Raw genomic sequence first — 20,493 nt, forward strand, 5'->3', positions numbered from 1 at the left:
CGATGCGAGGAGGAGCCATGGCCGGGGACATCCGGGAGCAGGTGCGGGCGCGGTACGCGCTGGCGGCGGTGCAGGGAAGCGGCGACGGGAGCTGTTGCGGCGCGGACACCGTCGGCGGCTGCGGGCCCACCGACCTGGTGATCGACGAGCGGTTCGGGTCCGGGCTGTACGGCGCGGAGGATGCCGCGGCGGTGCCGGCCGAGGCGCTGGCCGCCTCGCTGGGCTGCGGGAACCCGCTGATGGTCGCCGAGCTGCGCGAGGGTGAGCGGGTGCTGGACCTGGGCTCGGGTGGCGGGATCGATGTCCTGCTGTCCGCGCGCCGGGTCGGGCCGAGCGGGTTCGCCTACGGCGTCGACATGACCGAGGAGATGCTGGACCTGGCCCGCGCCAACGCCGCCCGGGCCGGCGCCACCAACGTCAAGTTCCGCCAGGGCACCATCGAGGACCTGCCGCTGGAGGACGCCAGCGTCGATGTCGTGATCTCCAACTGCGTGGTCAACCTGTCGCCGGACAAGCAGGCCGTGCTGGCCGAGGCGTTCCGGGTGCTGGTGCCCGGCGGGCGGGTCGGGATCTCCGACGTGGTGGCCGAGGACCACCTGACCCCCGAACAGCGCGCCGAGCGCGGCTCCTACGTCGGCTGCATCGCCGGGGCACTGTCCCGCACCGAGTACCTCGACGGCCTGGCTGCCGCCGGGTTTGCCGACGCCGAGGTCACCTTCACCCACCCGGTCGCCGACGGGATGCACGGCGCGATCGTGCGCGCCCGCAAGCCCGCACCGCAGGAGGCGTGATGCACCCCGACCCGTACCTGGGCCGTTGATGCACCAGGTGGGATCGCGGTTCAGGCGGTGACGGGCTCGACCCCGAGTTCGGCGAGCAGGGTCAGGACGCGGGCGCGGATCTGGTCGCGGATCGGGCGGACCGACTCGATGCCCTGCCCGGCCGGGTCCGCCAGCACCCAGTCCTCGTACCGCTTGCCGGGGAAGATCGGGCACGCATCCCCGCAGCCCATGGTGATGACGACGTCGGACGCCTTCACTGCGTCGGTGGTCAGGACCTTGGGGCGCTCGTCGCGGAGGTCGATGCCCTCCTCGAGCATCGCCTGCACGGCGACCGGGTTGATCTGCTCGGCGGGCATCGACCCGGCCGAGCGGACCTCGACGGCGCCGCCGGACAGCGCCCGCAGGTAGCCGGCGGCCATCTGGGAGCGGCCCGCGTTGTGCACGCAGACGAACAGGGCGGACGGCTTGTTCTCGGTCATCGGGTTCTCCGCGGGATCAGGGGGCCGGCAGGGTGAGGTCGGGCAGCAGGTCGGTGAGCAGGGCGCGCACGCGGCGGTCGATCTCGTCCCGGATCGCCCGCACCCCGGCGCCGGAGGCCAGGGCCGGGTCGCCGACGACCCAGTCCTCGTAGCGCGTGCCGGGCAGGATCGGGCAGGTGTCGCCGCAGCCCATCGTGATCACGACATCCGCGGCGCGCACGGCGTCGTCGGTCAGCGGCTTGGGGAACGCCTCGCCGTCGGCGCCGAGCTCGGCGAGCAGCGGCCGGACCGCGGCGTGCACGTCCGCGGCGGGCGCAGACCCCGCCGAGCGCACCGTGACCGCGTCGCCGGCGTAGTGCCGCAGCAGGGCGGCGGCCAGTTGCGAGCGGCCGGCATTCGCGACGCACACGAACAGCACCTGCGGGCGGGAGTCCGCGGCGGCCATGGCCCGGGCGGTGTCGGTCAGGCGCTGGCGGGCGAACCGCTCGGCGTTGACCACCAGGTGCGAGCGGACCGCCGACGACCGGGCCAGACCGGTGTAGGACTCCCGCACGAGGCTGAGCACCGCGCCGGGGTCGCGGTCGGGGAACGCCGCGGCGAGCCGGTCGGCGATCCGCACCAGCGCGTCCTCGGCATCGGTCAGCCCGGCCGGCGGGACCGCGTTCGCGGGGTCGGCAGCCGCAGGGGCAAAGGAGTCCAGCAGGGTGGTGACCGCGCCGCGCAGCGCCGGCTGCACCCGGTAGTACACCCAGGTCCCGCGCCGCTCGGAGGTCAGCAGCCCGACGTCCTTGAGCAGCTTCAGGTGGTGCGAGACCGTCGGCTGGGACACCTCGGCGACCGTGGCCAGGTCGCACACACACGCCTCGCCCGCTGGGGAGGCCGCGATCAGCGACAGCATCCGCAGCCGCAGCGGGTCGCCCAGGGCCTTCAGGGTGCCCGCGACATGCGCGGCGGCCTCAGCACCCATGGCGTGGTCCGCGGGCGAGGGCTGCAGCGTGCAGGCATCGGTGGTGGTGGTCATGAGCGTGCCTCCTGCCACTCGGCGGGCGAGGTCGAGGACGACGGGCGGAACCAGCGGCCCCTGGCCCAGAGGCTGACGTAGACCAGCGCGACCAGGACCGGGACCTCGATCAGCGGGCCGACCACACCGGCCAGCGCCTGACCCGAGGTCGCCCCGAACGTCCCGATCGCCACTGCGATCGCCAGCTCGAAGTTGTTGCCCGCCGCGGTGAACGCCAGGGTCGTCGACCGCGCGTACCCCAGCCCCAGGCTCCGCCCGGTGGCCAGGCCCAGGGCCCACATCACCGCGAAGTACGCCAGCAGGGGCAGGGCGATCCGCGCGACGTCCAGCGGCCGCGAGGTCACGGCCTCACCCTGCAGAGCGAACAGCAGAACGATCGTGAACAGCAGTCCGTACAACGCCCACGGACCCACTCGCGGGACGAACCGCTCCTCATACCAGTCCCGTCCGCGAGTGCGCTCACCGATCCACCGCGAGGCGAACCCGGCGGCGAGCGGGACGCCGAGGAACACCAGGACGTTCACCGCGATCTGCCCGATCGACACGTCCAGGCCCTGCGAGTCCAGGCCGAGCCACCCGGGCAGCACGGACAGGTAGAACCAGCCCAGCAGCGAGAACGCCACCACCTGGAACACCGAGTTGATCGCCACCAGCACCGCTGCCGCCTCGCGGTCGCCGCAGGCCAGGTCGTTCCAGATCACCACCATCGCGATGCACCGCGCCAGGCCGACGATGATCAGGCCGGTGCGGTACTCGGGCAGGTCGGCCAGGAACACCCACGCCAGGGCGAACATCAGCGCCGGGCCCACCACCCAGTTCAACGCGAGCGAGCTCACCAGCAGCCGCTTGTCGCCGGTCACCGCCGCGACCCGGTCGTAGCGCACCTTCGCCAGCACCGGGTACATCATCACCAGCAGACCCAGCGCGATCGGCAGCGAGATCCCGCCCACCTCCAGCTCGGCCAGCGCGTCCCCGACGCCGGGAACGAACCGGCCCAGCCCGAGCCCGGCGACCATCGCCAGCCCGATCCACAGCGGCAACCATCGATCGAGCGTGGACAGCCGCCCCCCGCGTCGCGTCCGCGTCGGTCATCGGCCCGGTCTGATTCGACATGTCTCTATGTTGACACATCTCGATATAGCCTCCCCGAGGCCCCGTTGCGCGGAGCGCCGGCGACCTGGCGCGCGGCTGATCAGCCCTCCGCCAGCCCCGCCCGGTCCACCAGCGTCGCCAGCTGCACCCGGTTCTCCAGCCCGAGCTTGGTCATCGCCCGCGCCAGCTGGGTCTTCACGGTGGCCTCGCTGACGAAGCTCTGCGCCGCGATCACCGCATTCGACAGTCCACGGGACACCGCCACCGCGACCTCCAGCTCCCGGTCGCTCAGCACCTCCAGCCGGCGGTGCGCCTCGGCCGCGCGCTGGGCACCGGCATCCGCGCCGACGTGGTCCACCAGCGCACGGGCGGCCCGGTCGGACAGCCGGCTGCCCCCGGCGGCGACCGCCCGCACCGCGTCGGCGATCTCGGCCGGGGCGGCGTCCTTGGCCAGGTAGCCGCGAGCGCCGGCGTGCAGGGCGGCCAGCACCAGGTCCTGCGCGTCGAAGGAGGTCAGCACCACCACCGCGGGCGGGTCGGGCAGCCGGGTGACCGCGGCGGTGGCCTCGACGCCGGACATCCGGGCCATCCGCAGGTCCATCAGCACCACGTCCGGGCGGTGGGCCTGGACCGCGGCGACCACCTCGTCGCCGTCGGTGGCGTCGCCGACCACGGTCACGCCCTGCTGTTCCAGGATCGTCCGCAGCAGGGTGCGCACCAGCGCGTCGTCGTCCACGACCAGAACCCGGGTCACGGCGCCAGGGTAGTGGCCGGTCAGTCCTCCGCGGGCCAGGGCAGGTGCGCGGTCAGCACCCAGCGGTCGCCCTGTGCTCCGGCCTCGACGGTGCCGCCGACCGACGCCACCCGCTCCCGCACCCCGAGCAGTCCGGTGCCCGAGCCCGGCGCGGCGACCGGGGTGGCCGGCAGCGGGTTCGACACCCGCAGGTGCACGCCGAGGCCCGGACCGGCCCGCAGTTCCAGGTCGATCCGCTGGTGTGGGGCGTGCTTGATCGCGTTGGTCAGCGACTCCTGCACGATCCGGTACACCGCCCGGGTCAGCACCGGCGGGGCCACGTCACCCCCGCTGACGAAGACGTTGGCCGCGACATCGGCACCGGACTCCCGGGCGGTGGTGATCAGCTCCGGCAGCTCGGTGAGCGTCCGGCCCGGCCCTGGTCCGGCGGTGAGCGACGCCTGCCCGTTGCGCAGTACCCCGATCAGGTCGCGCATCTCCTCCAGGGCCTGATGGGTCGACGTCCGCACCGACTGGGCGGCCTCCTGCACCGCGTCGTCCCCGGTCACCTCCAGCGCCGACGCCCGCAGCGACACCACCGACAGGTGATGGGCCACCGTGTCGTGCAGCTCGCGGGCGATCAGGTCCCGCTCGTCCTGGCGGCTGAGTTCGGTGGTCAGCTCGGCCCGGAGCTGCCGCTGCGCCGACTCGGCCTGTGCGACCGAGCCCCGGCTGCGGCGGAGCAGGCCGGTGCCGATCGACACCAGCAGCACGAACGCGCCGACCGCCACGTAGGCCAGCACCGGCCACGGCTGGCGCTCGCCGGTCACCTGGTCCGCGATGAAGAAGATCGACCGCTCCGGCCCGCGCAGCGCGTCCCGGACCAGCGCCACGATCGCGGCGAACGTCGCCAGCGCACCCACCCACCACGCGGTCCGCGCCGGACGGCGGGCGATCACCCAGGGCAGGCAGATCAACACGGCGAGGTTGTCGATCGGCAGCACCAGGGTGGCGCAGGCCGCGACCACCGTCGTCAGCACCGGATGACTGCGGCGCCACAGCAGGATCGGCGTGATCGCCAGGGCTCCCAGGCAGGACACCAGCATCCAGCCGATGTTCATGTCCGCGGTCTGCACCGCCGCCGTGCCCAGGGCAAAGAAGCCGCAGACCAGCAGGAGCAGCACGTCCAGCACGATCCGCAGGGCGCGGGGCAGCACCCGGGGGCCGGTGCGGGGCGGGGGCGGGGGGAGCGGTGGTCCGGCGGGAGGGTGTCCGGGGACCGCGGTGGCGTAGGGCGAGGCCGGGTGAACGGCCGGGCCTCCGGTGGCCGGGCCTCCGGCGGCCGGGCGGAAGGCCGGATGGGGCGCGGAGCCCTCTGCGGGGTAGCCGCCTGTAGCGGGGTAGGCGCCCGCAGCGGGGGACGGACCGGCGGGCGCGCCGGGGTACGGCGAGCCGGGCGGCATGGCATGCGGAGCGGCCGGGGTGGCGGGATACCCCCGGCCGGGCGGGGCGACATACCGCGGGTCGGGCGGGGCGTGATACCCCGGGCCTGGCAAAGGATGCCGAGCGCCAGGCGGGACGGGATACGGCCGGGCGGGATAGGCCCTGGTCGACGCGTGCGGGGGCGCCGGAGGTGGGGGCTGCCCGACGCCGGGCACAGACGCACTGCCGACCGGCCGCGGCCGGGCCGCAGCGGGCGGCACGGCTCCCGGCGGCGGAGACCCCGCGGGGCGCCCGGCCAGTGGCATGGGCGACGATCCCCAGTCACCCAGGTACGGCGTGGATCCGGCACCCCGTCCGGGCGCACCCAGAGGACCCAGCGCCTCAGCCGGAGCGACCCGTTCGGCGCCCGGCACCCCGGTCGACGCAGCCGGCCCGGCACCCGGCGCATCGACCACCGGGCCCTCCCCCGCCCGGCGCGCGTCCGTGCCCCGCTCCTCCCCGCGGGCAGCACCCGCCGCCGGCCCGGCGCTCGGCGGCTCGGGCCGCGGCGGCTCCCCGGACGGCGGTGTGGACATGCCCCGAGCGTAGAACCGGGGCGCGCACCGGTCGTCGGCCGTTCGGTGCCCGCGGCGTCGGGGGCTGTCATCCGATCGGCCAACCGGGTCGAGCCGGTGCGGCGACGCGGTCACCGTGCGTCCGCCGGGAGGCTGCCGTCAGGCATCACCGCGATGCCGTTCGTCGATCCGAGGAGACCTCCGATGTCGCAGCCCACCCCGTCCGGCCAGCCCTCGTACGGCCCGCCGCCGCACGGCCAGCCGGCGCCCGGTCAGCCGAACGGCCAGCCGTACCCGGGCCAGCCGCAGGGCCAGCCTCACCCGGGCCAGCCGCAGGGCCAGCCCTACCCGGGCCAGCCGATGCCCGGTCAGCCCTACGGCCAGCCGGCGCCGGCCCCGAAGCGGTCCTGGTTCGCCCGGCACAAGGTGCTCACCGGCCTCGGCGCCGCCGTCGTGCTGGTGATCGTGATCGCCATCGCCGGCGGTGGTGGGGGCGGAGACGACAAGCCCGCGGCCAGCGCTCCCACCGCGGACGCCCCGGCGGCGGAGGAACCGGCAGCGGAGGAGCCCGCCGCCGAGGAGCCGGCCGCCGAGCAGCCCGCCGAGCCGGAGCTGCCGGGGATCGGCGCCACCGCGGCGGACGGCAAGTTCAGCTTCGTCGTGACCGGGGTCGAGACCGGGGTGCCGCAGGTCGGCAGCCAGTACCTGACCAGCGACGCGCAGGGCCAGTACGTGCTGGTGCACCTGACCGTGACCAACTCGGGCACCGAGCCGCAGTACCTGTTCGCCAGCTCGCAGGAGGCCACCGACACCCAGGGCCGCACGCACTCGGTGGACACCACCGCGACGCTCTACGCCGGGGAGACCGACGTGTGGGCCAGCCAGATCAACCCGGGCAACCAGATCTCCGGCACGCTGGTCTTCGACATCCCGGCGGACGCGACCCTGGAGACGGTGACCCTGCACGACTCGCCGTTCTCCGGCGGCGTCCAGATCCGGCTGGGCTGATGCCTCCGCGCCGGGCCCGTCGCAGGAGGGCGGGCCCGGCGGAGGCGGCGCACCACCTGCCCCGATCTCCTCAGCACCCCGGGCCGGCCTCCGATCAGAACCGTGGGGTGAGCAGATGATCCGGCGGACGGCACGAGGGCACGACTGGCTCGGCGGCACGGGCATGGCCCTGGCCGAGGTGGAGCCGGACGGCTGGACCGTGCTGCACGACCTGCACCGCCCGGGCTCCGCGTGGGCGGACATCGAGCGGATCGTGGTGGGTCCGGGCGGCATCCTGGTGCTGCAGACCGTGCCCGGGCACGGCGACGCGACGGTGTCGGCCGGGACGCTGCGGATGGGCCACGACGTCCGAGAGGTCGCCACTGTGGCCGGCGCAGCGGGTGCGGTGACCGCGCTGCTGGCTCCGGAGCACCGGCGGCTGGTCCGGCCGGTGCTGGTGCTGGAGGACCAGGAGCTGGCGCCGACCGTGGTGCACGGTGGGGCGCTGGTGGTGGGGACGCACCGGCTGGCCGGGCACCTGCGGTCGATGATGCCGGTGCTGCCGCTGGCGGAGCTGCCGCTGATCGTGGACTACCTGACCGCGGAGCTGGGGGGAGACGACGCCCCGGAGCAGCTGACCGTGGACGACGTGCTGCACGGCGGGGCGGTACGGGCCGACACCGAGGCCGCTGAGCTCGCCCGGGCACTGCGCGCGTCGATCCTCGCGCCGGCCCCGGCACCCCCGCGGGCGCGCCGGACCCGGGGCGACCTCGCCGTGCGGCTGGGCACCCTGGGCCTGCTGCTGGCGACGCTGGTCAACGTCGTCCTTGCCGTCCGGGGTGGTTGAGGAACAGATCCGGCCCCCGCGGATGTTGCCCGGGGCGTGAGTCTGCTGCTGAGCCCCCTGACCCTGCGTGGCACCACCTTCCGGAACCGGATCTGGCTGGCCCCGATGTGCCAGTACTCCGCCGCCGGGGACGGGCTGCCCACCGACTGGCATCTGGTCCACCTGGGCGCCCGCGCGGTCGGCGGCTTCGGCCTGGTGCTGACCGAGGCGACCGCCGTGGTGCCCGAGGGCCGGATCTCCCCGCAGGACACCGGGATCTGGAACGACGACCAGGTCGCGGCCTGGCGCCGGATCACCGACTTCATCCGGGCGCGGGGCGCGCATTCCGGCGTGCAGCTGGCGCATGCCGGCCGCAAGGCATCCACCTACCGCCCGTTCGGCGAGGGCCGGGGATCGGTGCCCGCCGACCAGGGCGGTTGGAGCACGGTCGCCCCGAGTGAGGAGCCCTTCGCCGGGTACGCCGTCCCGCACGAGCTGTCCGCGGCGGAGATCGAGGCGGTGCCCGGCCAGTTCGCCGAGGCCGCCCGCCGGGCGCTGGCGGCCGGGTTCGACGTGGTGGAGGTGCACGCGGCGCACGGCTACCTGCTGCACCAGTTCCTGTCCCCGCTGTCCAACACCCGCACCGACCGGTGGGGTGGTGACCTGGCCGGCCGGGCACGGCTGCTGCTGGACACTGTCGACGCGGTGCGGGCGGTGCTGCCGGACGACGCGCCGCTGCTGGTGCGAGTGTCGGCGACCGACTGGACCGAGGGCGGCCTGACCGGGGAGGACACCGCCACGGTTGCCGGCTGGCTGCGCGAGCACGGCGTGGATCTGGTCGACGTGTCCACCGGCGGGAACGTGCACGCGGACATCCCGGTCGGGCCGGGGTATCAGGTGCCGTTCGCCCGCCAGGTGCGCGACGCCGGGATCGCCAGCGGCGCGGTCGGGCTGATCACCACCCCGCACCAGGCGGAGAAGGTGCTGACCGAGGGCGACGCGGATGTGGTGCTGATCGGCCGCCCGGCACTGTTCGACCCGTCCTGGCCGCTGCGGGCGGCCCGGGAGCTGGGTGACGACATCCCGGTCCTGGCGCACGAGGCCGGCGCGCCGGACGCCACCGTGCTGCCCGGCCAGGCCGCCGGCTGGGTGCCGCAGTACGCCCGCGGCAGCTGGGACTGAGGAGCCCGGCCGCCCCCGAGCCCAGCTCTCCGAGCCCAGCCGCCCCCGTCGAGGTTGCACGAATGCACGCCTCCTGGGCTGGGAGGCGTGCATTCGTGCAGTCTCGGCGAGACGGGACGGGCGGCGAGGCGTACGGCGCGCGACGGGACGGCGCCGGGCGGCGCAGGACGGGGCGGGACGGGGCGGGGACGTGCGGGGCGGGGACGACGGACGGCGCGGGGCGGGACGCCGGCGCATCCGGGTCCGCACCACCCGCGCAGTCAGTGCACGTCGGCCATCAACGCGTTGATCCGCTTGACCGCGCCGAACATCACCAGGCCGAACAGCACCGCGATCCCGCCGCAGAGCGCGAAGGACAGCACCGGGTCATCGTCGGTGGCCCCGGCGATCTGACCACCGATCGTGGTGCCGACCGAGGTGGCCAGGAACCACAGCGCCAGGAACTGCCCGAGTGACCCGGCCGGGGCCAGCCGGGTGGTCGCGGACAGCCCGTTCGGCGACAGCAGCAGTTCGCCCCAGGTCTGGAGCAGGTAGACCCCGACCAGCCACCACACGGTGGCCCGGGTGCCGTCGTCGTTGAAGCTGGACATCGGCAGGATCAGCACCAGGAACGACGCCCCGACGATCACCAGCGCCAGCGCGAACTTCACCGACGTCCGCGGCGCCCGGGCGCCCCAGCGCAGCCAGATCGCGGAGAACACCGGCGCGAAGATGATCACGAACAGTGGCTCCACCGACTGCATCCAGGACGCCGGGATGGCGAAGCCGCTGGTCACCGACAGGTTCGTCACCTGCTCGGCGAACAGGCTCAGCGTCGACCCGGACTGCTCGAAGACCATCCAGAACACCGCGGCCCCGGCGAACAGCCAGATGAACGCGGTGACCTTGCGCCGGGCGTGCGGGTCCTCGGCGCCGCGGGTGCCGCGCAGGATCTGCCAGAAGTACCAGACCGGCACCACCAGGATCAGGATGGACACCGAGGAGGTCACGGCGGTCACCGGTTCCTGGCCGAGCAGGGACAGCACGGTGATCAGCGCGCCGAGGCCGACCACCACGATCACCGCCACGATCCCCAACGACCGGCGTTCCCGGGCGGTGGCGGGCAGTTCGGGCTGGTCGCCGACCCCGTGCAGCCGGCGCCGGCCGATCGCGTACTGCACCAGGCCGAGGGTCATGCCGACACCCGCGGCGCCGAAGCCGAGGTGCCAGTTGTAGCCCTGGCCCAGCCAGCCGCAGATCAGCGGCGCCACGAACGACCCCAGGTTGATCCCCATGTAGAACAGGGAGAAGCCGGCGTCCCGCTTGTCGTCGCCCTCGGCGTAGAGCTTGCCGACCATCCCGGAGATGTTCGGCTTGAGCAGGCCCGTGCCCAGCGCGATCGCCAGCAGCCCGACCCAGAACGTCGGCTCGGCCGGCACCGCCATCAGGAAGTGCCCGGAGGCGATCACGATCCCGCCCCAGAGCACCGCGCGCCGCAGCCCGATCAGCCGGTCCGCGATCCAGCCACCGGCCAGCGGGGTCAGGTACACCAGCCCGGAGTAGGTGCCGTAGATCGCCTTGGCGACCCCGTCGTCCAGGTCCAGCCCGGGGTTGTCCGAGGTCAGCGGCTGCACCAGGTAGAGCACCAGCAGCGCGCGCATCCCGTAGTAGGAGAACCGCTCCCACATCTCGACGAAGAACAGGGTGGAGAGCGCGCGCGGATGACCGAAGAAGGTCTTCTCGGGGGCGGGCAGTGCAGCGGTCACTTCCCCGACGGTAGCCCTGACGAGGGCACTCGGCCCGCAGAGCCGGACCACACTCAGCCGACGGTCGAGCCCCGGACCACCGGTGTACGCCCTGGAGAGCACCGATCCGGACGCCGACGTCGCCGCCCGGGTGGACACCGGCGCCCCACCGCACGAGTTCTGGGGGAGTCGCGGGCCGTCGACCATGCGGGTGTGACCGCCCCGGGGATGACCGCGGTGACGGCCCGGCCCCCGGTGCCGGGCCGTCACCGTGGGGTTCAGCGGCGCAGCACCACCTTGAGCGCCTTGTTCGAGGCTGCCTTGCCGAAGACCTCGTAGGCCTCGTGCATCTGGTCCAGCCGGAAGGTGTGCGTCCCCATCGGCCGGATGTCCAGCTGCCCCTCGGCGACCAGGTCCAGCAGCATCGGGGCGGTCACCCCGTCCACCAGTCCCATCGTGATCGTGATGTTCTCGATCCACAGCCGGTCGATCGGCAGGGTCACCGGGTGGCCGTGCACGCCGATGTTCGCGATGTGCCCGTACGGCCGGACCAGGTCGAAGGACGCCTCCAGGGTCGCCGGGATGCCGACCGCCTCCATCACCACGTCCGCGCCCCGGCCACCGCACAGCGCCCGGATCTCCTCTTGCCAGCCCTCGACCCCGGAGTCCACCGCGTGGGTGGCGCCGAAGTCCTGCATCGCGCGGTCGCGGCGGAACGGGTCCAGGTCCACCGCGATGATCCGCTTGGCCCCGTGCAGGTGGGCGGTCGCCATCGCCGCCAGGCCGACCGGGCCGGCGCCGATGCACACCACCGAGTCGCCGGGCGAGACCGCGCCGTTGCGGACGCCCATCTCGTACCCGGTCGGGAAGATGTCGGACAGGAAGATGACCTCCTCGTCGGTGAGCCCCTGCGGCACCCGGTGCAGCGAGGTGTCGCCGAACGGGACCCGGACGAACTCCGCCTGGGTGCCGTCCACCAGGTGGCCGAGGATCCAGCCGATGCCGCCCACCGACTGGCAGTGGCTGGCCTTGCCGGTGCGGCAGTACGGGCAGGTGCCGCAGGAGGTGATCGCCGGGACCACCACCCGGTCGCCGACCGCGAACTTGCCCACCGCCGTGCCGGTCTCGACCACCGTGCCGACCGCCTCGTGCCCGAGGATCCGGCCGTCGGTCACCGCCGGGACGTCACCGAGCAGGATGTGCAGGTCGGTGCCGCAGATCGTGGTGGTGTCCACCTGCACCACCACGTCGGTCGGTTCCAGGACGTGGGCGTCGGGGACGTCCTCCCACTCCTTGTGCCCGGGACCGTGATAGACGAGAGCCTTCATCACGCACTCCTCTCCGGCGGGCGACCGTGCCCGCCGACCGGGGTCGCCTCGCCGTTGAGGGGACCGTCAAGGGCCATTGAGCCCAGGACGGGCACGCCACCGGTCAGGACCAAAGTCCCGATTTCAGCTCTGAGAGCGCGTGCGAGACCGGCAATTCGCCCGAACCTCCGGCAGCACCTAGGACTTCCGGACCACCCAGGCGGCTCAGTAGGTGAACGGCGTCGGCGGCCCGGCCGGATCACGCTCGCTGTCCAGCGCCGCGGCACGGTCCTGGATCGCCGCCGCGGCCTGGTCCGGGTCGGCCGCCCGGAACCGCAGCGTCGCCGCGCCCTGCGGTCCGGCACCGTACGTGCTGTATCCGGCCTGGTACAGCCCGGGGGCAAGCTCGGTGACCCGGCCCGGGTCGTAGCTCACCGGCAGCAGAGCGGTGGAGCCGTCCGCCATCTGCCAGGGCAGCGCGCCGGGCAGCCCGTCCGGCGGCAGCACCTCGTCCTCCGGGGGATAGGCGCCGGCCGGCGGCGGACCCGGTTCGCCCGCCCACTCCTCCAGCCGGTCCTCCGCCTGCTCCTGCTCCGGGGACTGGCGCCAGGGAGTCCGGTCGGAACTCACCGACCCGTCACCGTCCACCGCCCCGCCGCCAGGTCGAACAGCCGAGGCAGGATGACGTCGCCGGCCACCCGCAGCCCGTCGTGCAGGTACTCGTTGGTGGCCCAGACCTGCGCGTTGCCGATCGCGGCCGCGGTGTCCAGGGCCAGGTCGATGTCCACATAGGGGTCGTCCAGGTACTGCACTGCGGCCAGCGGCACCTCGTTGGCGGCCAGCCGGTCGAGGTCGTAGAGCGCGGGCCAGCTGGTCCGGGCGGCCAGCAGCTCGGCGGCTGCCTGGAACGGACGCAGCGCGGCGACGTCCCGGAACATCCAGCTGAAGGCCGCCTCACCGGTGAGCGCCAGCGGCCGGGCATCGGCGGCGAACGCGGGTCGCCGGTCCCGCTCCTGCTCGGCCGCCCACCCCCCGGACCGCTCGCCCTGGTGGTAGATCACCTCCTGCAGGGTCAGGTACAGCGGGTTGGCGTCGAAGCCGGTCTCGGTCTGCGCCCACTGCAGGAATGCCGGCGACGGCACCCCGTCCGGCCCGAGGTCGATGGTGTCCAGCGCCCAGTGCAGCGCGTCCACCCCGGTGCTCATCCCGAACGACATGCCCAGGGTGCGCAGCCGTTCCACGTGGAACACGTCGCCGTTCGGCAGCCGGACGTCCCCCACGGCGAGCCGGTCGGCCAGGGCATCCAGCAGGCGCTGGTCCTCCGGGTACCGGGTGGCGAACGCACGGTTCCGGGCCAGCTGCCGGGTGAAGGTCCGGGCGTACACGTCCTCCGCGGTGGCCGTGGTGCCGGGCAGGCCGCCGGTGACGTAGCAGCTGGTCAGCGCCTCGGGATGCCGGGACAGGTAGGTCAGCGTGCAGAAGCCGCCGTAGGACTGGCCGAGGGTCGCCCAGCGCCGCCCGCCGTAGACCGCCCGGCGCACCAGTTCGGCGTCCTGCACGATCGCGTCCGCCCGGAAGCACGCCAGGTACTCGGCCGCCACGGCCGGGTCCATCGCCGCCACGGTCCGGCCGTCGATCCGGGACGATCGCCCGGTGCCCCGCTGATCCAGCAGTACCACCCGGTGCGTGCGCAGCGCCGTCGTCCACCAGCCACCGCCGAGCGGGCGCGGCCCGGCACCACCCGGACCACCCTGCAGGAACAGCAGCAGCGGCAGGTCCTCGCCGTCCCGGGCCGGGTCCACCAGCTCGCGGGCGAACAGCTCGATGCTGCCGAACCGGGCCGGATCGGCGTGATCGACCGGCACGGTCAGGCGGTGCTCGCGCACCCGGTGCGGCGGCAGGTCGCGGTGCTGCCCCGACCGGGGCGATCCGGAAGCAGCGGACGGGGCGGGGATCGGCGCGGGGTCGGCGGTCACCGCGCCAGCGTAGGCGGCACCCATGCGTCCACCAGGTTTCCCCCGCGACAGCAGCGCCCGGCCTGGGTAACACCTGCGTGAAATCCGCCCACGACGCCTTGTCCACCCCGGAACCGGCTCCGGACACTCAGGGCCACCAACGGGCGAGCGGGGGGTCGATGATGAGCGCCACCAATCCGGCACAGCGACTGCGGGTGAGACCCGGACCGGTCGCAGGTCTGCTCGCGCCGGGCTTCCCCCCGGACTGGCTGCGCGACGGTCTGTGCGCCGCCTGGGGCTGGGAACCGCAGCGCACCCGGCTCCGCCTGATCGCCGCCGACCTGCACGCCAGCTTCCTGGTGCTGGTGGACCGGGCGCCGGTCGCGGTCGCCCGGCTCTCCGTCCCGCCGTACATGGAGGACACCGCCGCCGCCGAGTCCGAGGTCGCCTGGATGACCGACCTCGACGCCGCCGGGGTGGTGCGGGTCCCCGCGGTGATCACCCCCGCCGACGGCCGGGACGTCGCCCTGCTCTCCGACGACGACGACCGGCACTGGATCTGCCTGACCACCACCTGGGCCGGCGACCACACCCTCCGCGACGAGCTCGACGACGACGGCGACCCGTTCACCTGCCTGGCCCTGCTCGGCGCCACCGCCGCCCGGATGCACGAGCACGCCCTCGACTACCACCGGCCCCGCGGGTTCGTCCGCCCCACCTGGGACACCACCGACCTGGTCGGCACCGGCGCCCGCTGGGGCGACTGGCGATCGCTCCCGGCCGACCCCGCCGCCACCGCCCTGCTCGACCGCGCCGAACAGTGCGCCCTCGACCTGCTGCGCGGCGCCTCCCGGGCGCCGGACACCTGGGGCCTGGTGCACGGCGACCTCCGCCCGGAGAAGCTGATCCTCACCGCCGACGGGGTGACCGTGGTCGACTTCGACAGCTCCGGGTTCAGCTGGTTCATGCTCGACCTGGCGGCGGCCCTGAGCTGGGACACCGGCGGACCGCCCGACACCGCCCAGGCCCAGGCGTGGGCGGCGGGCTACCAGTCGGTGCGGCCCCTCACCCGGGCCGATGCGGTCGCGGCGTGTGCGCTGGTGATGCTGCGGCAGTTGCAGTGGTTCGGACGGGTCGGTGCCGGCAAGGAGGCCGAGGCGCGGGTGGCACAGGTGGCGCAGCGGTTCCTGCGGGCGCCGGACTGGCTGCTGAGCTGACGAGGCTGGACCACCGACGGGCTGCTGAGGTTGGCCGGGCTGGGGCCACCGCCTGCCCGCAGCCGACCATCCTTCGACTGTCCACAGCCACCGATCGGCAGCCGTGGTCCCCAGGGCCGACCCGTCCTCGTCTGCTCCCAGCCCGATCGCTGTCAGCGTGACCGGGACCACCGCCGAGAGGACAGCACGATGACCGCCGCACAGCCCACCGCCCCCACCGCGTACGCCACCAGGTCGGCCGCGTTGAAGGTGGTGCCGAGCACGAACCGCGCCGGCGGGAAAGCGTCGACCACCGTGGTCGGCACGTCGGTGAGCTGGGCGAACTCCACCAGCCAGCACCAGCCCAGCCCGAGCACCGCCTGCATCCACGGGGACGCCGCCGGCAGCACCAACCGAGCGATCAGCACCGCCATCGCCGCGTACAGAGCACCGCCCGCCATGTCCGCCCAGCCCGCCGAACCGAACCGGGCGACCTGCAGGCCCACCGCCACGACCGCCGCCAGGCTGAGCAGGGTGACGGGGGTGCTCGCCCGTCGGCGGGTGGGCGCGGCCCGCTCGTCCGGCTGTGCGCCGGGAGTGGAGTCGAGGTCCGGGGTGGGATCGCGGTCCGGCGTGCTCGTGCGGTGCCCGACCACGTCGGTGGTCGCGCGATCGCCTGTTCCGCTGCCCGGCTGCCCGCCGGTCCCGCTGGTCATGTGCCCGAGGCTAGGGACCAGGCCCGCGAGCCCGGTGGGTGCTCGGGGTCCGTGCCGTGGCGATCCGGTGTGGGTGTGATGTGCCAGGGTGCCCCCGTGCCCAGCTCCACCCGATCCCCCCGCACCCCTGCCCGCCGCCGTCCCGGTGGCGCCCGTCCGGCCGGTCGCGCCGGTGCGCTCACCAGCCGGGCCCGCACCGGACTCCGGCCTGGCGGCACAGGTCCCCGTCGGGGTGGTCGGCGCCGCACCGGTTGGCTGTGGCTGCTGCTGGCCATCACGGTGGCGGTCGGCGCCGGGCTCCCGGTCTGGCAGCAGCACCAGGAGTCGGCGCGGTTCCCGATCACCGCCGCCGACCTGGACCGCGCCGAGCAGGAGCTGGCCGCCCTGGAGGTGAAGGGTCGCGCGCCCCGGACCGGGTACAGCCGGGACGAATTCGGTGCGGCCTGGGCGGATGTGGACCGGAACGGTTGCGACACCCGCAACGACGTGCTGGCCCGCGACCTGACCGACCTCACGTTCGAGGACGGCACCCGGGACTGTGTGGTGCTCACCGGCACCCTGGTGGACCCGTACGGCGGCGGGACGATCGACTTCGAACGCGGACCGGACAGCGCAGCGGTGCAGATCGACCACGTGGTGGCGTTGTCGGACGCCTGGCAGAAGGGCGCCCAGCAGTGGGACGCGGAGACCCGCAAGGAGTTCGCCAACGACCCGGCGAACCTGCTCGCGGTGGACGGGGGGATCAACCAGGCGAAGGGGGACGGCGACGCCGCGACCTGGTTGCCGCCGAGCACCGGCTTCCGCTGCGCCTATGTGGTGCAGCAGATCCGGGTGAAGGCGGCCTACGGGCTGTGGGTGACCGCGGCCGAGTCGGAGGCGATGGACCGACAGCTCGGCACCTGCGTCACCGCCGGGTAGCGGCCAAGGGACGGGGGCGGGACGGATCGTGCCGCAATCCGGTCACCCAGCCGAGCGGTCACGCCGCCATCGCCCCCAGCGCCGTGCCGTCCAGCAGCGCCAAGCCGTCCCGCAGCACCGTGCCATCCCCCAGCACCGCGCCGTCCCCCAGCACCGTGCCGTCCAGCAGCCACCAGCCGCCCAGCGCGAGGGCCGCGACGCAGACCAGCAGCAGCGCCCCGACCCAGAACCCGCCGGGCAGCGGTGTGATCCGGGCAAGCACGTCGGCATCCGACCCACCGGAGCCACGACCGCCCCGGCGGCGGCCGGCCTGCATCTCCAGCACCGCGCGCGGCGACCCGAGCAGCAGGAACCAGGTCACCGCGTACGCCACCGCGACCTGCACCGCCGCGCTCCCCCACCAGCTGACCGCGACCAGCAGCACCCCGGTCACCAGCACCGCCCACAGGCCGTACCAGTTCCGGATCTGCACCAGCAGCAGCGCCAGCGCGATCAGCAGCAGCCACAGCAGCCCGACCGCGTAGCCCCGCCCGAGCAGCCACGCCGCCCCGAGGCCGAGCACCGCGGGCCCGGGATACCCGGCGAACGCGGTGGCGACCATCCCCGGCCCGCGCGGTTTGCCGACCGACACGGTCAGGCCGGAGGTGTCGGCGTGCAGCCGGATGCCGGACAGCCGACGGCCGGAGAGCACCGCCACCAGGGCGTGCGCCGCCTCGTGCACGATCGTCAGCAGGTGCCGGGCCAGGTGCCACGCCCATGGCACCACCAGGCAGGCCAGCACGGCCACCAACGTGCCGAGCACCACCGGCGCCCCGGCCTCGGGCTGGGCGGTGGTGGCGCGCTGCCAGATCTCGGCGATCAGCGAGCCGATCCCGTCGAGGATGTCGTTCACCCCGCCCCGGTCACAGGTCGTCCATCAGGACGTCGCGCAGGACGAGAGTGACCTGGAGTCCGCCGTCGACCACCTCGGCGTCATCGATCGTGGCCTGCGCGGCGAGCTGATCGGTGATGCCGGCCAGGTTGCCCAGCTGGTCGTTCAGGCCGAGCGGGAGCTGGACCGCATCCACCGTGACCCCACCGATGGTGGTCTGGGTGATCGTGGCGGTGAGCGCGCCGTCGGTGGCCGCGACCTGCAGGGACACCGACAGCGGCACGCCCAGCGTCTCGCCGGAGAGCACGAGCAGTCCGTCCTGCTCGGCGACCTGGAGGTCCCAGCCGGTGCGCTCGGCGAGCAGGGACTGCATGGTGCTCGACGGCAGGGTCGCGGTGACCGTGACCTCGTCGGCGCCTCGTTCGCCACGGATCCGCACACCGGTGGCCTGGGCCTGGACGTCCACGATGTCGACCCCGCGGATCCGGGCGGTGTCCGCCGTGACGTCGACCTCCCGGAGCTCGCCGCGGATCAGCTGGGGCAGCACCGGGGTCTGCGGCACGTCGACGTCGAGACTGCGGTCGGTGTGCAGCCCGTTGCGCACGGCGTCGGAGGCCAGGCTCTGCACCAGCGAGCGACTGGCGTACTCCGCGAGCAGCGCGCCTCCGGCGAGCAGGACCAGGGCGAGGACGAACGTGACCAGGCAGCCACGTCGGCGGCGTCGATCGGCAGGCACGGGCCCGACAGTACGTGGCCGGGCGTTCCGGGGTGCCCGGGATCGCCGATCTCTGCCGGACATTCACGCGCTCGGCCCGTCCTCACCTCCGAGTTGTCCACAGTGCCCGGGATTTCTGCCGTGGTCCCCAGGTGTCGCGGCAGCGGTTGCGGGTGGCTGGGCCGCCGCGTTGACTCGATCCAGGCCGGCGGTGGACCGGCGACCAGCACGAGACAGGGGCGGCAGATGGGCATCGGCGACTACGTCGACAAGGCGAAGCAGGCACTGGCCGGTCGTGAGGACCAGGTGGCCGGAGCACTCGACAAGGCGGCCGATGCGGTCAAGTCCCGCACCGGCGACAGCACCGACCGCAAGATCGACTCGGCGGTCGACAAGGCCAAGGACTTCCTGGCGAAGCAGGGCGAGCACGGCCACGGCGAGTCCGCGGCCGGCCACCGTGACGCCGACCCCGCCCGCCCGGACGAGCACCGTCCCGCGGGCGCCCGCCACGACTCCCCCAGCACCCGCCCCGACCCCACGCACTGAACGGAGACCCCGTGCCCCACCCGGAGACCGACCGTCCCACCCCCGAGCCTCCGGTGCTGCTGGTGCTGCACGGCGCCCGCGGCGACCTGGCCCGCCGACTCGTCCTCCCCGCCGTCGCCGAGCTCGCCGCGGCCGGGCTGCTGCCCGACCGCTGGACCGTGCTCGGCACCGGCCGGCGGGACGCGAGCGACGACGACTTCGCCGAGCTGGCCCGGGATGCGCTGAGCGAGTTCGGGCCGGAGGACGTCGACGGCGGCGTCTTCGACGGGCACCTGCACTATGCCCGCAGCTTCACCGAGGACGATCCCGGGGAACTAGTCGACGCCATCGCCCGGGAGACCGAGGCCCTGCGCGACGGCGGCACCGAGCCGACGGTGGTGCACTACCTGGCGGTGCCGCCGAGCGCCTTCGGCCCGACCACCCGCGGCCTGCGCGCCCACGGCCTGACCGACGGCATCCGGGTGGTGTACGAGAAGCCCTACGGCACCTCGTCCGAGTCCTTCGAGGAGCTGGACGCCCTGGTGCACGAGGTGCTGGACGAGGACCAGGTGTTCCGGATCGACCACTTCCTGGGCAAGGAGGCGACCCAGAACCTGCACGTGCTGCGGTCCGGGAACGAGCTGTTCAGCGGCGTGTGGAACGCCCGGCACGTGGCCGAGGTGCAGATCGATCTGCCGGAGACGCTGGACGTCGCCGACCGGGCCGACTTCTACGACGCCACCGGCGCCGCCCTGGACATGCTGGTCACGCACCTGTTCCAGGTGGCCGCCGAGGTCGCGATGGAGCCGCCGGCCCGGTTCGACGCCGCCCACCTGGCGGAGGCCCGCGAGCGGATGATCGGCTGCTTCCGGCCGCTGGACCCGGTCGAGGACGTGGTGCTGGGCCAGTTCGAGGGCTACCGGGGCATCGACGGGGTCGCCGACGACTCGTCCACCGACACCTTCGTCGCCGCGCGGCTGTGGGTGGACAACGACCGGTGGCGCGGGGTGCCGTTCCTGCTGCGCACCGGCAAGCGGATGGCGCGGTCGGCCCAGCAGGTGACGCTGGTGCTGCGCACCCCGGAGCAGCTGTTCGGCGAACCCAACGGACCCGGCCGGATCGCGCTGTCGCTGGCCGGCGACGGAGCGATCGAAGTCACCACCACGGTCAAGCGGCCCGGGCCGGACCTGCGGCTCGGCACCGGCACGGCCTCGCTGGCCCTGGAGGACGTCGACGGCGGCCGACCGGTGTCGGCCTACGGGTCGCTGCTGCACGACGTGCTGGTCGGCGACCGGTCGCTGTTCACCACCCCGGAGGGTCTGCGGGCGGCCTGGCGGGCGTTCGCCCCGCTGCAGGGGCCGGACCGCCCGGCGCCGGAGCCCTACCGGCCGGGCAGCTGGGGACCGGCGGCCGCGGACCGGCTGACCGGTCCGGACGGCTGGGTGCTGGGCGACCAGGACTGACACC

The 20,493-nt window shown here is 74.1% G+C and carries 20 protein-coding genes; 8 read left to right on the top strand and 12 right to left on the bottom strand.

From position 1 onward, the window contains the following. Positions 1 to 17: 17 nt before the first annotated feature. Positions 18 to 791: an arsenite methyltransferase gene (gene arsM, locus HGA03_RS14655; protein ID WP_168631042.1), complete on the top strand. Its 774-nt coding sequence runs from the start codon at positions 18 to 20 to the stop codon at positions 789 to 791. Between the two features lie 50 nt (positions 792 to 841). Here arsM and HGA03_RS14660 read toward each other — a convergent pair whose 3' ends face one another. From HGA03_RS14660 to HGA03_RS14680, 5 genes are all read right to left on the bottom strand, one after another. Then, positions 842 to 1,261, bottom strand: coding sequence for an arsenate reductase ArsC (locus HGA03_RS14660; protein WP_168631043.1), 420 nt, complete (start codon positions 1,259 to 1,261; stop codon positions 842 to 844). Positions 1,262 to 1,277: 16 nt separating this feature from the next. Further along, positions 1,278 to 2,282 (bottom strand): metalloregulator ArsR/SmtB family transcription factor, encoded by a 1,005-nt coding sequence (locus HGA03_RS14665; RefSeq protein ID WP_168631044.1) that lies wholly within the window; start codon positions 2,280 to 2,282, stop codon positions 1,278 to 1,280. Further along, a complete protein-coding gene (arsB, locus tag HGA03_RS14670) occupies positions 2,279 to 3,343 on the bottom strand; it encodes an ACR3 family arsenite efflux transporter (RefSeq protein WP_168631118.1) in 1,065 nt (354 codons plus the stop codon). Before arsB ends, HGA03_RS14665 begins: the two co-directional genes overlap by 4 nt. A gap of 131 nt (positions 3,344 to 3,474) precedes the next feature. Continuing rightward, positions 3,475 to 4,128 (bottom strand): response regulator transcription factor, encoded by a 654-nt coding sequence (locus tag HGA03_RS14675; RefSeq protein ID WP_168631045.1) that lies wholly within the window; start codon positions 4,126 to 4,128, stop codon positions 3,475 to 3,477. Positions 4,129 to 4,148: 20 nt separating this feature from the next. Beyond that, positions 4,149 to 5,324: a sensor histidine kinase gene (locus tag HGA03_RS14680; protein ID WP_168631046.1), complete on the bottom strand. Its 1,176-nt coding sequence runs from the start codon at positions 5,322 to 5,324 to the stop codon at positions 4,149 to 4,151. A gap of 984 nt (positions 5,325 to 6,308) precedes the next feature. On the opposite strand from HGA03_RS14680, the gene HGA03_RS14685 reads away from it, so the two are divergent. The 3 genes from HGA03_RS14685 (at position 6,309) to HGA03_RS14695 (ending at position 9,099) form a co-directional block, all read left to right on the top strand. Then, positions 6,309 to 7,112, top strand: a complete 804-nt coding sequence (locus HGA03_RS14685; protein WP_203767323.1) for a DUF4352 domain-containing protein — start codon at positions 6,309 to 6,311, stop codon at positions 7,110 to 7,112. Positions 7,113 to 7,227: 115 nt separating this feature from the next. Next, on the top strand, positions 7,228 to 7,938 hold the full coding sequence (locus HGA03_RS14690; protein WP_168631047.1) for a nuclease-related domain-containing protein: 711 nt from the start codon (positions 7,228 to 7,230) through the stop codon (positions 7,936 to 7,938). Between the two features lie 36 nt (positions 7,939 to 7,974). After that, the gene (locus HGA03_RS14695) at positions 7,975 to 9,099 is read left to right on the top strand and encodes an NADH:flavin oxidoreductase/NADH oxidase (protein WP_168631048.1); all 1,125 of its coding nucleotides are present in this window, start codon (positions 7,975 to 7,977) and stop codon (positions 9,097 to 9,099) included. 260 nt (positions 9,100 to 9,359) lie between these two features. On the opposite strand, the gene HGA03_RS14700 is transcribed toward HGA03_RS14695, so the two are convergent. From HGA03_RS14700 to HGA03_RS14715, 4 genes are all read right to left on the bottom strand, one after another. Next, positions 9,360 to 10,844 carry a peptide MFS transporter gene (locus tag HGA03_RS14700; protein ID WP_168631049.1) on the bottom strand — a complete coding sequence of 495 codons (1,485 nt, stop codon included), beginning with the start codon at positions 10,842 to 10,844 and terminating at the stop codon, positions 9,360 to 9,362. Positions 10,845 to 11,101: 257 nt separating this feature from the next. Further along, the gene (locus HGA03_RS14705; RefSeq protein WP_168631050.1) at positions 11,102 to 12,151 is read right to left on the bottom strand and encodes a zinc-binding dehydrogenase; all 1,050 of its coding nucleotides are present in this window, start codon (positions 12,149 to 12,151) and stop codon (positions 11,102 to 11,104) included. A 204-nt stretch (positions 12,152 to 12,355) separates the two neighbouring features. After that, positions 12,356 to 12,760: a hypothetical protein gene (locus HGA03_RS14710; RefSeq protein WP_168631051.1), complete on the bottom strand. Its 405-nt coding sequence runs from the start codon at positions 12,758 to 12,760 to the stop codon at positions 12,356 to 12,358. Further along, the gene (locus HGA03_RS14715) at positions 12,757 to 14,106 is read right to left on the bottom strand and encodes an alpha/beta fold hydrolase (protein ID WP_308439746.1); all 1,350 of its coding nucleotides are present in this window, start codon (positions 14,104 to 14,106) and stop codon (positions 12,757 to 12,759) included. The genes HGA03_RS14710 and HGA03_RS14715 overlap by 4 nt, the downstream gene beginning before the upstream one ends. Positions 14,107 to 14,300: 194 nt before the next feature. Between HGA03_RS14715 and HGA03_RS14720 the strand changes: the two genes are divergently transcribed. Beyond that, the gene (locus HGA03_RS14720; RefSeq protein ID WP_168631053.1) at positions 14,301 to 15,302 is read left to right on the top strand and encodes a phosphotransferase enzyme family protein; all 1,002 of its coding nucleotides are present in this window, start codon (positions 14,301 to 14,303) and stop codon (positions 15,300 to 15,302) included. Between the two features lie 152 nt (positions 15,303 to 15,454). Here the strand turns inward: HGA03_RS14720 and HGA03_RS18500 are convergent, their stop codons facing one another. Continuing rightward, on the bottom strand, positions 15,455 to 15,997 hold the full coding sequence (locus HGA03_RS18500; RefSeq protein ID WP_203767320.1) for a ribosomal maturation YjgA family protein: 543 nt from the start codon (positions 15,995 to 15,997) through the stop codon (positions 15,455 to 15,457). A 96-nt stretch (positions 15,998 to 16,093) separates the two neighbouring features. Here HGA03_RS18500 and HGA03_RS14730 point away from each other — a divergent pair, with 96 nt between their 5' ends. Continuing rightward, a complete protein-coding gene (locus HGA03_RS14730) occupies positions 16,094 to 16,915 on the top strand; it encodes an HNH endonuclease family protein (protein ID WP_239073515.1) in 822 nt (273 codons plus the stop codon). A gap of 58 nt (positions 16,916 to 16,973) precedes the next feature. Here HGA03_RS14730 and HGA03_RS14735 read toward each other — a convergent pair whose 3' ends face one another. Together HGA03_RS14735 and HGA03_RS14740 are read right to left on the bottom strand one after the other, a co-directional pair. Then, on the bottom strand, positions 16,974 to 17,807 hold the full coding sequence (locus tag HGA03_RS14735) for a M50 family metallopeptidase (RefSeq protein WP_168631055.1): 834 nt from the start codon (positions 17,805 to 17,807) through the stop codon (positions 16,974 to 16,976). A gap of 10 nt (positions 17,808 to 17,817) precedes the next feature. Next, on the bottom strand, positions 17,818 to 18,522 hold the full coding sequence (locus HGA03_RS14740; protein ID WP_168631056.1) for an LmeA family phospholipid-binding protein: 705 nt from the start codon (positions 18,520 to 18,522) through the stop codon (positions 17,818 to 17,820). 225 nt (positions 18,523 to 18,747) lie between these two features. On the opposite strand from HGA03_RS14740, the gene HGA03_RS14745 reads away from it, so the two are divergent. Together HGA03_RS14745 and HGA03_RS14750 are read left to right on the top strand one after the other, a co-directional pair. After that, positions 18,748 to 19,047 carry an antitoxin gene (locus tag HGA03_RS14745; RefSeq protein ID WP_168631057.1) on the top strand — a complete coding sequence of 100 codons (300 nt, stop codon included), beginning with the start codon at positions 18,748 to 18,750 and terminating at the stop codon, positions 19,045 to 19,047. Positions 19,048 to 19,058: 11 nt separating this feature from the next. Beyond that, on the top strand, positions 19,059 to 20,489 hold the full coding sequence (locus HGA03_RS14750; RefSeq protein WP_203767318.1) for a glucose-6-phosphate dehydrogenase: 1,431 nt from the start codon (positions 19,059 to 19,061) through the stop codon (positions 20,487 to 20,489). The last annotated feature ends 4 nt before the right edge of the window (positions 20,490 to 20,493 follow it).

Origin of the sequence: Cellulomonas denverensis (genome assembly GCF_012396125.1) — a bacterium.
In the GTDB taxonomy this organism is placed as follows: Bacteria; Actinomycetota; Actinomycetes; order Actinomycetales; family Cellulomonadaceae; genus Cellulomonas; species Cellulomonas denverensis.

Coding starts and splice junctions, on each gene's coding strand:
- HGA03_RS14705 (WP_168631050.1), bottom strand. CDS start 12,151: ATGAAGGCTCTCGTCTATCACGGTCCCGGGCACAAGGAGTGGGAGGAC.
- HGA03_RS14690 (WP_168631047.1), top strand. CDS start 7,228: ATGATCCGGCGGACGGCACGAGGGCACGACTGGCTCGGCGGCACGGGC.
- HGA03_RS14685 (WP_203767323.1), top strand. CDS start 6,309: ATGTCGCAGCCCACCCCGTCCGGCCAGCCCTCGTACGGCCCGCCGCCG.
- HGA03_RS18500 (WP_203767320.1), bottom strand. CDS start 15,997: ATGACCAGCGGGACCGGCGGGCAGCCGGGCAGCGGAACAGGCGATCGC.
- HGA03_RS14745 (WP_168631057.1), top strand. CDS start 18,748: ATGGGCATCGGCGACTACGTCGACAAGGCGAAGCAGGCACTGGCCGGT.
- HGA03_RS14660 (WP_168631043.1), bottom strand. CDS start 1,261: ATGACCGAGAACAAGCCGTCCGCCCTGTTCGTCTGCGTGCACAACGCG.
- arsM (WP_168631042.1), top strand. CDS start 18: ATGGCCGGGGACATCCGGGAGCAGGTGCGGGCGCGGTACGCGCTGGCG.
- HGA03_RS14665 (WP_168631044.1), bottom strand. CDS start 2,282: ATGACCACCACCACCGATGCCTGCACGCTGCAGCCCTCGCCCGCGGAC.